Below are 10,983 nucleotides of genomic sequence, written 5' to 3'. Positions count from 1 at the left end.
TAACTGCCGTAAGCGCGTTATCCCTTGAGGGAGCCGATCATAACGCCTTTTACGAAATATTTCTGGATAAACGGATAAACGCATAAGATCGGGACGGTTGCGACCATAACCGTCGCGGCTTTGATAATGTCCGGAGTTACGCTCTGCACGGACGGGTCGAACGTCTCGAATTGCTGGAACTGCGGGGACCCTTGAATAATAATTTTGTACAGAACCGTTTGCAGCACCGTCTTGTTCGGATCCGAGATGTACAGCAGCGCATCGAACCAGGCGTTCCAGTGTGCAACGGCGTACCAGAGCGCGATCGTCGCGATGATCGGCAACGAAACCGGCAGCACGATCGAAAACAAAATCCGCACGTCGTTGGCGCCGTCGATCTTGGCGGATTCCTCGATTTCTTCCGGCAGCGACATGAAGTAGTTGCGCACGATGATCATGGAGAACGCGGCGATCAGTCCGGGCAAGATCAGCACCAGCCGATTGTCCAGCAGTCCGAGCGACTTGATCAGCAGATAAGTCGGAATCAGTCCGCCGCTGAAGAACATCGTGAATACAATAAGCGACGTATATAGATTGCGGTTGGGCAAATACCGTTTCGACAGCGGATAAGCGCACAGCACCGTAAAAAGTACGTTTAATGCCGTACCGACACCCGTCCGGATAATCGTATTGTAGTATCCCGTCCAGATCACCTTGTTGTCGAAGACCGCCCGGTAAGCCTCGAGCGTAAACTCCTTTGGAATAAATTTCAGCCCGTAAGCGTTCGCCGCCGCCGGCGTGCTGAACGAGATCGACAATATATTGATAAACGGATAAACTGCGGAGAAAGCAAACAAAGTCAGAAACACGTAATTAAATCCGTCGAACAGCTTCTCTCCCAGCGTTTTTTTACCGATCGGCACCTTCTGCACCCCTCACCAAATCCCGTAATTGCTGAAGCGTTTGACGATCGAATTCGTGACAACAATTAGAGTGAAGGCGATGATGTTGACGAACAATCCGGATGCGGTGGCCAGTCCGTATTGCATGTCCGCTATACCGATCCGGTACGTGTAAGTGCTGAGGACGTCGGCGACGGAATAGACGGCCGGATTGTAAAAGTTAAACACCTGGTCGAAATCGTCGTTGATGATGCCTCCGACGGCGAAGATAAACATAATCGTAACGACCGGCACAAGTGAAGGCAGCGTAATGTGAAGCATCTGCTTCCAGCGGTTTGCTCCGTCCACGATCGCCGCTTCATACAAGGTCGGATCGATGCTGGATAACGCCGCCAAATAGATGATGGAGCCCCATCCGACTCCTTTCCATACGTCCGTGCTGACAAGCAGCGTGCGGAACCATTCCGGATCGCCGAAGAAAAATATCGCTTTGCCGCCGAGCGACGTAATGACCAGATTGACGATGCCGCGCGTCGGCGAGAACACTTCCATAAAGATCCCCGCCAAGACGACCCAAGACAGAAAATGGGGCAAATAACTCAACGTCTGCACGACTTTTTTAAACATCAGATGCCGAATCTCATTCAGCAACAGCGCGAGAATAATAGGCGCGGGAAACCCGAACAGCAGTTTCAGCGAGCTGATAATAAGCGTATTCTTAAACGCTTGCGGAAAATCCCTTCCGCTCATCAGATCCCTGAAGTTTTGCAGACCTGCCCAAGGGCTGCCGAGGATGCCGTCGATAAACCGGTAATCCTTGAACGCGAGGATAATGCCATACATCGGGCCGTATTTAAAAACGAGAAAATAAAGGATACAAGGAAGCAACATAAGGAACAAGTACCGGTGCTTCCAGTAAGAGCTCGCCCATTGACGAAAGGGACCCGCCTTGGGCTTAGCCCGCAATTTGTTTTGAACGCCGGGTTGATCTCCGACCGAAATCGTCGCCATAGCTGCCTCCTGTTTCATATCTGAAAGTAAACGCGAAAGATGCGGTAAAACGGTAAAGAAGCGGCCAACTTCCCGTTTCCGTCCATTGGCCGCTTCAGGGTCCAGCAACTTATTTCGCCAAGCTGGAGTACCAATCGTTAGCTTCTTTTGTCAACTGCTCGCCCCCGCTCTTATTCCATTCCTGTACGAATGTATCGAAGTAGTCCAGAGGCTTCGTCCCGTTGATAATGGCCGCGTACGTTTCGTCGACCAGCTTTTGCAGGTTCTTCTGATACTTCGTATCGGAAGGGAGCGCCACCTTGACGACGTTTTCGTATCCCGCTCCCTCATGCTTGAAGTTCTTATCGTTGAATTCCTTGCTCTTGGGATTGTTCAGCTTATATTGGTTCGGGTGCCAGAACGGCGCAAATGTGATATGCGCACCGATCTTTGCCATTTCCTGCGGCGTTTTGAAGCCTTCCTTCATGACTACCGAGATGCCGTCGTTGCCGATGTCATAGTTGACGCCCTTCTCGCCGTGGCGAACCTTCAGCCAGAGATCAAAGTCGGCGTAGATGCCCTCAATCAGCTCCATGATGCGGTGCTTTTTCTCCGGATCGGCTGCGTTTTTGCCGAGCGCGAGCGAGGCTGTTCCTTTTGTTCCGGCCAAAATATTGCCGAACTTGCCATCCGGTCCTTTCGGAGGCTTGCCGAACGCGACTTGCGCTTTGCCGTTCGTGATTTTGTTTAACTCGGTGATGTTTTGACCTTCGAAGCCGCCCTCGAACTGCCTGATCGCCCAGTGGTAGCTTTCGCCGTGGGAGGACGTCCCGATTTTGCCGTTGATGAAGTCATGAGAGAGCGCCCAGTATCCGCCCTGGTTTTCGCCGACTACCCATTCCGGGTTAATAACGTCGTCCGCTTTCCATTGGCGAAGCGTTTCCAATGCTTTTTTCGCTTCCGGCGTCACCGCGCTATGCACAACTTTTCCGTCGCGGATCGTCCAGGCGTCCTTCCAGATGCCGTATGCGCCGAATACGTTCATCATCGCCGAGTTGGACATGCCGTACGTATCCTTCTTGCCGTTCCCGTCCGGATCGTCGTTGCGGAACTTGTAGACCGCTTCCTTGAATTCGTCCAGCGTCTCCGGAATTTTTGTGATGCCGACCTTGTCGAGCCAGTCCTTCCTCCATACGACCGCCTTGTTGTAGACGCCGTCCGGGTTTACGGAAGGAATCCCTTTGTATTTACCATCTTTTGTTTTATAGTAGGACCATATTTTCGGATCGAACGAATCGATAAATTTTTTGTAGTTCGGCATGTACTTGTTTAATTCTTCTTCCGTAAACGTCGTGGTTATGCCTTGATCGTAAAACTTCTGCAAATCGACGTCGGAGTATACGGTCATCAAATCCGGAATTTCCCCGGCGGCCAGCTTGGTGCCAAGCAGTTCATCTTTTTTCGTGACGTCTATGTACCAGATGTTGAATTTGACATTAAATTTTTCTTCCAGCAGCTTTTTGACGGGCGCGGTCTCGTCGACCGGACCGTATTGGTACGTCAACCATTCCAATGTAATCGCTTTCTTTTCGGCGTTTGCTGCGCTGCTGGCCGGCGATGTCTCCGGTTCTTTCTCCGTGTCGCTGCTGCATGCCGCCATACTTGCGGCGACGAGCACTGACATTGTGCCGGCCATTACGGATTTCATGTTTTTCTGCACTTCCATGCCCCTCCTTTTTCATATCGGCTCCATTGGTTTAGGCCTGCTTTCTGCTGCCCACGAACATATTAACACCCGTTATTTTTTTAGTCAATGAACATAACGTGTGTTAATACGTCTTTATGTTGTCTTAATGTACAGCTGCCGCAACAAAAAAATAAGCGAGAATCACGCCCCTTTTTCCGGGCGGTATTCTCGCTTTAATTCGTAAAAATGTCCGTATATCGGGTCATACGCTCCGGCACGGCGCAGCCGTTCCGCCTTCAAACAATTTCACTTTTGTCAGATATACTTTCTTCGGCTTGGCTTCCTTATCGTCAATCACTTCCTGAAGCCGGTATACAACCGACTCCTTCTCCTCTTGCGGAATATAGAAGGTCGTCAGTTGCGGCATGCTCATGCGGACGAGCTTCGTCATGCCCCAGCCGATCAGGCTTTTATCCGCAGGCACGGCAATTCCCTGGTCCTTCAGCCACTGGAGCGCGCCGAACTGAATCAGCGTGTTGGCGCAGAACGCGGCCGTATACGGGATGTCCAGCGCTTCCATCCGGCAGCATAGCTCGAACCCGTCCTCATCCTTGCTCACCTGGACGAGCGATTTGTCAAACGGAATTTCCGCTTCCTCCAACGCCTTGCGATAACCTTCAAGCGTCTTTGCATGAACAAGCATGTCGAGCCTGCCGCTGAACAGGGCGATCTGCCTGTGCCCGAGCTCGATCAGATAACGCGTGCATTCGCGAGCGATCGCCTCGACATCCGGCTCGACAACGTTGACATTCTCGTTCTCCAGGCTGCTGAATACGACGTACGGCACGCCGGACTTCTCCACGATGTCCAATATTCGCTCGTCGACGTCACCCGACAAGATTACGCCGGCTATCTCCTGATTGCCCAGACATTTCTCCAGCCGGAACAAATCTTTGTTCGATGATCCGAGATTCATGAACAACAACCGGTAATCCAGACGGCTCGCCGCGTTCTCGATCAGGTGCAAATCCGTCGCGTACAGCGGATCGTCCTGCCCCCGGTTGCACAATATATAGCACAGCTTGGGGGAAACCTCCCCGTCCCGATACCCGAGTTCTTTTGCTGCCCGCAGGATGTTGTTGCGCGTCTCCTCGGATATCGTGCTGTTCGGCGTATTGTTCAGCACTAGCGAAACAGCGGTTCGTGATATGCCCAGATAGTCTGCGATATCTTTTTTAGTGACAGGCATCCGATTCTTCCCTTTCTCGCGTCCAGAATTCGTAACGGTCGTTATCCTTATGAATGGCCGCGCCTCACATTATACCTGATAATCTCAGCAATTAAAAGTACAGGACTTTCAAGCCGCGTAACGCGCGTTAATTTGTCGAAAGCGCCGCGAAACGTCAGATGCTTCCTAACGCAAAAAAATCCGAAGCTGTATCCCCGCAGGGAACGGCTTCGGATCGTATCGTTCGTTTATTGCGCGATCTGATTGCGTATGTTCTGCAATATTTTTTTCTCCAGCCGGGACACTTGGACCTGCGAGATGCCGAGCCGGCTGGCGACCTCCGACTGCGTCTGGTCGCGGTAATACCGCAAAAACACGATCAGCCGCTCCCGTTCCGTCAGTCCGTTAATCGCCTCGTTCAACGCAAGCTTGTCGAACCAGCGCTCCTGCGATTCGTCGGCGATCTGATCCATCAGCGTGATCGGGTCGCCGTCGTTCTCGAACACCGTCTCGTGAATGGAGGACGGCGGCTTGCTCGCATCCTGGGCGAATACGACTTCCTCAGGCGTAATGCACAGCTCTTCGGCGATCTCGCCGACGGTCGGCAGACGTCCGATCCGCTTCGACAGCTCGTCCTTCACGCGGCGGATTTTGTTGCTCAGTTCCTTAAGCGAACGGCTGACCTTGACGGTGCCATCATCCCGCAGAAACCGCTGAATCTCGCCGATAATCATCGGTACGGCGTAGGTGGAGAACTTGACGTCGTAAGACAAGTCGAACTTGTCCACGGACTTCAGCAGGCCGATGCAGCCGATTTGAAACAAGTCCTCCGGCTCGTAACCGCGCCCGAGAAACCTCTGCACGACCGACCAAACCAGACGGATGTTGCAATTCACGAGCGTCTCCCGCGCCACCGTATCGCCGGACTGGCTTAAAGCGATAAGCCGCTTCACTTCCGTGTCGTCCAGATAGACCTCCATAGGCGTCCGTCTCCTAATTGTACAGCGCTTTTTTGGATGCAATCCTCTTTTTCATCCGAATCCGGGTGCCTTCTCCGGGACGCGACGTGACCTGCACGTCGTCCATAAAGTTCTCCATGATGGTAAAGCCCATGCCCGAGCGCTCAAGCTCCGGCTTGCTCGTGAACAACGGCTGGCGCGCCAGCTCCAAATCCTCGATGCCCGTGCCCTCGTCGGATACGGTCACGTACAGGTCTTCGCCGTCGAGTTCGGCCTCGATCGTCACGATGCCGTCGGGGCGGTTGTCATAGCCGTGGATAATCGCGTTCGTAACCGCTTCGGAGATCACGGTTTTGATGTCCGTCAGTTCTTCCATCGTCGGGTCGAGCTGGGCGACAAACGCGGCCACCGCCACGCGCGCGAACGCCTCGTTCTCGGACCGGCTGGCGAATTGCAGCTTCATGAAGTTCATGAGACGACCTCCAATCGGGAGAGCGCGTCCTGCTCGCTCGGTTCCACCGTCAGTATTTTGAACAGCCCCGACATCTCGAACAGCCGGTAGATCGACGGATGCACTTCGCAGACGACGAGCTTGCCGCCTTTGTTCGCGATCTGCTTGTACCGGCCGAGCACGACCCCGAGCCCTGAACTGTCCATAAACGTCAACCCCTTCATGCTCAGCACGACGTGGTGGACATCCCCTCGCAGGATCGCATCTTCCAGCATCGTTTTAACCTTGTCGGCCGTATGATGGTCCAATTCCCCGCGCAGCCGCGCGATGAGGGTGCGGCGATGATGTTCGAGCTCTATTTGCAAGCTCACCAGGATCACTCCTTCCGTCTGATGAGAAGGAGTTCTACGGCGATCCGGGCAATTCCTGCCCCCTGACAAAACTAGAAGAAAACATCCAGAGAACGCAATTTATCGACAATCCCGCCATCGATCGCGATAGGATCAGTCGACAAGAATCAGCTTCTTGACCGTCCGTCCGAACAGCGTCCACCAGCCGGCCCGTTCCACCGCCGCCGGGGATTCGATCGGAAATTCGATGAGCAGCCGTTCGTCCTTGTACACCTTCAGCTTGCCGATCGGCTGACCGTGCTGCACAGGCGCCTTAAGCGGCAATATCTCCAGCTCGTGGCGGAGGCCGTCCTTGCCCTCGCCTTTTTTCATGACGACGCTGTACGGATGCTTGGCGGCAAGCTGCAGGACCGGCTGTTTGCCCTTCTCGACGCGAACCTCGCCGATCGTCTGGCCGGTTTCGAAGATCGGCACGCTCTCATATTGCGAGAAGGCGTAATCGAACAGCTTCGTCACCTCGGCGTTGCGGGTCTTCGTGTCCGGTTCGCCCATGACGACAGCGATAATCCGGAGATGATCGCGTTTGGCGGTGGCAGTGAGGCAAAATTTCGCTTCGCTCGTATAACCGGTTTTGAGCCCGTCGGCACCGGGGTAGAACCGGACCAGCTTGTTCGTATTCACCAGCCAGAACGGCTTTTCGGTGTCTTTGCGCAAGTAGTCCTGGTACAACCCCGTATATTTCGTAATTTCCTCATGCTTCAGGAGTTCCCGGGACATAACCGCGATGTCGAGGGCAGAGCTGTAGTGTTCGGCCGCAGGCAAGCCGTTCGTATTTTGGAAGCGGGTATTTTTAAGCCCCAGTTGGGCCGCCTTGGCGTTCATCATCTGCACGAAGCCTTCCTCCGACCCGGCGATCTTCTCGGCAAGCGCGACCGACGCGTCGTTGCCCGATGCCAGTGCGACGCCCTTGAGCATCTCCTCCACGGTCATTTCTTCTCCCGGTTCCAGGAAGATTTGCGAGCCGCCCATGGAAGCCGCGTATTCGCTGGTGCGAACCTTTTCGTCGAGACGAATTTTGCCTTGGTCGAGCGCTTCCATCACCAGAATCATGGTCATGATCTTCGTGATGCTGGCCGGGGGCAAGCGTTCGTTTCCGTTTTTCTCGTAAAAAATCGTCCCCGTCGCCGCATCCATAAGCACGGCGGATTTCGCGTTGGGCGCCAAATCCGGCACGGCCGGCTGGTTCGGAGCCGATTCAACCGCATAGGCGGCGGACAGCGCCGTGGAAAATCCCAATATCGCTGCCGTTCCTGCGGCGAGACATCGCTTCAACAACTGCTGCATCCCTCAAGGTCCCTCCTGGACACACCCCGCTCCGCCACCTGGCAAAAGCTAGGGGATTGTTCTCTAATGCTAGTCAGTGTTGACGGGAAAAGGAGGAAATATACTGCAAAAGAGCTCGTCCGGATGGATGACTCCAATTATGTTTCGCGTTATTTTATGTTGACCGATGTTATAACGGGTGTTATTCTTCTCCGTGAAGTGATTCTCCAAAATATAAGGCCGAAGGGGGGGCGCTCCAGCTAAGCGGCATGACCGGAAAGAGTCTAAGACGCCCCGAGCAGGGAGGTGATTCATCTCTGCCGCACGCAGAGTTTCAGCCCGGATTAACAGCGAGATCGCAGCTGCCGAATAATGATTAAACAATGGAGGTCGAACATGTACAAGAAAACGTTTCGCACCGCTGCATTGTTTTCAATGCTTTTGGGAATGCTGTGCGTCTTGATCCCCGTATCAGCTGCTCCGGTATACGCCGAGGAACCTCCATCCGCAGGCAGCTCTGTGACGAACGATGTTTATAACCTGGCCTTAAATAAAAGCGTTATCATCCGTGAACCGGACGCGATCTTCGACCAGATTCAGAAAATCGGTTATTACGACAAGGAAACCCGGGACATGTCCAAAGCCTCCAAACTGACCGATGGCAAGTACGGCAACCTGGCGAACTGGGCGGACGTCACGGATTGGTTCGTCTTCTATCGCAAGATGCGCCGCGAGGTGATCGTCGATCTGGAGCAAATCAACTCCGTCAACAGCATCTCGATCGGATTCGGCCAGCGGGCCGATGTCGGGATCGGCACTCCTATTAACGTCCGTTATTACGTTTCGAACGACGGTGTCGACTATCGTTATATCGGTATGGCGAAGCCGGATGTGCCTAACTATTTTGCGTACTCGAACACTTCCTCGGATATGGACCGCAAAGTGTTCAAGCTCGACAAGACGCCGGAAGGCGCCCCTCTCAATGTCCAAGCCAGGTATGTCAAGCTTGTGTTCGTCATTAACATTTTCGGCTGGGCGGATGAGATTGAAATAGGGGGCAAGGAAGGCATTGTGGACGATGCCGAGATTCCTCCCGTTCGCGATGACGGCATGACGTTCAATCAATTCGTGCTGCCCGGCACGCCGGAAGCAGCCCATATCCGAAACCAGTTCCTGTGGTACTCCGGCCCGATGAAGGCGGGCAACGAGCGTTTCTCCGACTGGACGAAGGACAAAGTGCTGCCGATCTTCGGCTACCAGGACATCAAGGGAGAGATCGTCGATTGGCAATATGACGACATTCTCGCCCTGCCGATCACCTCCATGGTAACCCCAAGCGGCCTGGACAGCAACGGCAATGCCAAGTTTGCCACAAAACACGATTTTCTCGCTTACCTCGACTTTATCTTCAAGTCCGACACACAACTGGGAGCCATCAACGCCGCTGTCGCCGAGGTTAACGCCAAGCTGAATACTAACAAGAAAGTGCGCGTCAACATGGCGATTCCGTACCTGCTGGACAGCGAAGATTTCGGCGATATCGGCAAAGGAGTTCCATTCAGCACCAAAATCGACCGCACCAAATACCCGAACACCCGCGAAGGACAACTGCAAGCCGCGACGGACGCGTTCAACAACCGGGTTGATGCGATCAAGTGGTACGTCGACGAGGTCATCCGCAGGTTCAACGAAAGCGGTTACTCCAATCTCCAACTCGACAGCTTTTACTGGTACCACGAGAGAATATCCGACTCATACGGCGAGAACGATTTGATCTATGCGATCGGTGATTACATCAAAAGCCGAAACTACTTTTTTACGTGGATTCCGTACGTAGGGCCAGGGTCCTTCTATCAATGGCGCGATCTCGGCTTTACGACGGGCTCGCTCCAGCCCGGATTCGCCTTCGGAGTAGCCACCAAGGAACTGTTTAACCAAGTTGTGCAGGCGGCCAAAAATACTGGCGGATCGATCGAGATCGAATACGACAGCATGCACTCCCTGGCCGTTTATCTGAACAACGGATACTTCCAGGGGTACATGAACAGCGCCAATACGTATTATTACGGCGGCTCGACTCCAATTATAGACAGCGCATACGCCCTTACGCCAACCGACGACCGGTTCACCGATGCAAACTCTGTCAATCGGCGCAACGTTTACGACAGAATATACGAATACGTAAAAGGGACTTACAAACCGAGATTCACCGCGGCTGTATCGTCCAATGTCACAAATCCGGACGATATCGGGGTAAATATCAAGCTGCCGCTGGCAAACTCGTATACCGAAGGCAGCCTCACGATCGTTTACGACGATTCCTTGGTCACCTATAAGGGCTTCACGCTGGGAGCGTCGCTAAAGGACAAGGCATCCGTGGAAGTGGACACCTCGTCACCGGGACTCGCCAGAATCAGCTTCAAGGTATCCAATCCGGCCAACGCGGTCTATGCGGATTTGATCGAAAAGCGGAACCCGATGAACGGCGCACCGGATCTGATTACATTGAAATTCGCCAAAAAACCAGGCGTCGACGCGGCCGCAATCACGGCGAGGAAATTCGCCCTTGACGCGAGCGGCAACATGATCGATATAAACGGCAACGAATATTTGAACTTCGGCGCAAGCGACATGATTCCCGGCTCCCTGGAAGAACAGTTTGCGCGGGCCTCGGATTCGGTCAACTCCGCCGTGAACGATCGCGCTTTGTACGGACTGGCTTCCGCCCTCGTCGCCGCATTGCCCGACGGCCGCAACAAATCGGTGCTGCAGGCGAAGCTCGCCGCGCTGGACCCAAATGAAGTAAAAGTAGAGCTTGTTACTCCCGTAACGGAGTTTGCGCTTGGCAGCGACGCGGTATTAACGGTCAGAGGCTCGAACCAAACCGGCGCGCCTAAGCAGATGACGCTTATTATCGCCGTCTACGAGAAAACTGCGAACAAGATGGTCAATTATTCGGCTGTGACCCAGACGATTGACGCCGGGAAATACGTCTTGGCAACCGCCATGATGAAACTGCCTGGGAGCGGCGAATACGAAGTGAGAGCATTCGTATGGGATTCGTTGACATCTATGAAGCCGCTGTCCGCAACCATCGTCATTCCCGTGAACTAA

The 10,983-nt window shown here is 53.7% G+C and carries 9 protein-coding genes; 1 reads left to right on the top strand and 8 read right to left on the bottom strand.

What is annotated here, in order from left to right; all coding sequences use genetic code 11:
• Nucleotides 1-17: 17 nt before the first annotated feature.
• The 8 genes from FE781_RS12600 to FE781_RS12565 all read right to left on the bottom strand — a co-directional run bounded on the left by FE781_RS12600 (nt 18) and on the right by FE781_RS12565 (nt 7,890).
• Nucleotides 18-896 (bottom strand): carbohydrate ABC transporter permease, encoded by an 879-nt coding sequence (locus FE781_RS12600; protein WP_211346360.1) that lies wholly within the window; start codon nt 894-896, stop codon nt 18-20.
• Between the two features lie 18 nt (nt 897-914).
• Nucleotides 915-1,724: an ABC transporter permease gene (locus FE781_RS12595; protein WP_246068165.1), complete on the bottom strand. Its 810-nt coding sequence runs from the start codon at nt 1,722-1,724 to the stop codon at nt 915-917.
• A 277-nt stretch (nt 1,725-2,001) separates the two neighbouring features.
• A complete protein-coding gene (locus tag FE781_RS12590) occupies nt 2,002-3,591 on the bottom strand; it encodes a type 2 periplasmic-binding domain-containing protein (RefSeq protein WP_246068164.1) in 1,590 nt (529 codons plus the stop codon).
• Nucleotides 3,592-3,820: 229 nt separating this feature from the next.
• Nucleotides 3,821-4,807, bottom strand: coding sequence for a LacI family DNA-binding transcriptional regulator (locus tag FE781_RS12585; protein ID WP_138789981.1), 987 nt, complete (start codon nt 4,805-4,807; stop codon nt 3,821-3,823).
• Nucleotides 4,808-5,034: 227 nt separating this feature from the next.
• The gene (gene sigF, locus FE781_RS12580) at nt 5,035-5,766 is read right to left on the bottom strand and encodes an RNA polymerase sporulation sigma factor SigF (RefSeq protein ID WP_138789980.1); all 732 of its coding nucleotides are present in this window, start codon (nt 5,764-5,766) and stop codon (nt 5,035-5,037) included.
• Between the two features lie 13 nt (nt 5,767-5,779).
• The gene (gene spoIIAB / locus FE781_RS12575; protein WP_138789979.1) at nt 5,780-6,217 is read right to left on the bottom strand and encodes an anti-sigma F factor; all 438 of its coding nucleotides are present in this window, start codon (nt 6,215-6,217) and stop codon (nt 5,780-5,782) included.
• Entirely contained in the window at nt 6,214-6,567 is a 354-nt protein-coding gene (gene spoIIAA, locus FE781_RS12570; RefSeq protein WP_138789978.1) for an anti-sigma F factor antagonist, read from the bottom strand. The genes spoIIAB and spoIIAA overlap by 4 nt, the downstream gene beginning before the upstream one ends.
• Before the next feature lie 132 nt (nt 6,568-6,699).
• Complete coding sequence (locus FE781_RS12565) at nt 6,700-7,890, bottom strand: D-alanyl-D-alanine carboxypeptidase family protein (protein ID WP_138789977.1); 1,191 nt, start codon at nt 7,888-7,890, stop codon at nt 6,700-6,702.
• A gap of 498 nt (nt 7,891-8,388) precedes the next feature.
• On the opposite strand from FE781_RS12565, the gene FE781_RS12560 reads away from it, so the two are divergent.
• Complete coding sequence (locus tag FE781_RS12560) at nt 8,389-10,983, top strand: DUF4855 domain-containing protein (protein ID WP_170209532.1); 2,595 nt, start codon at nt 8,389-8,391, stop codon at nt 10,981-10,983.

This window comes from Paenibacillus thermoaerophilus (assembly GCF_005938195.1).
Lineage (GTDB): Bacteria > Bacillota > Bacilli > Paenibacillales > Reconciliibacillaceae > Paenibacillus_W > Paenibacillus_W thermoaerophilus.
This window is presented reverse-complemented; position numbering and strand designations above follow the sequence as displayed.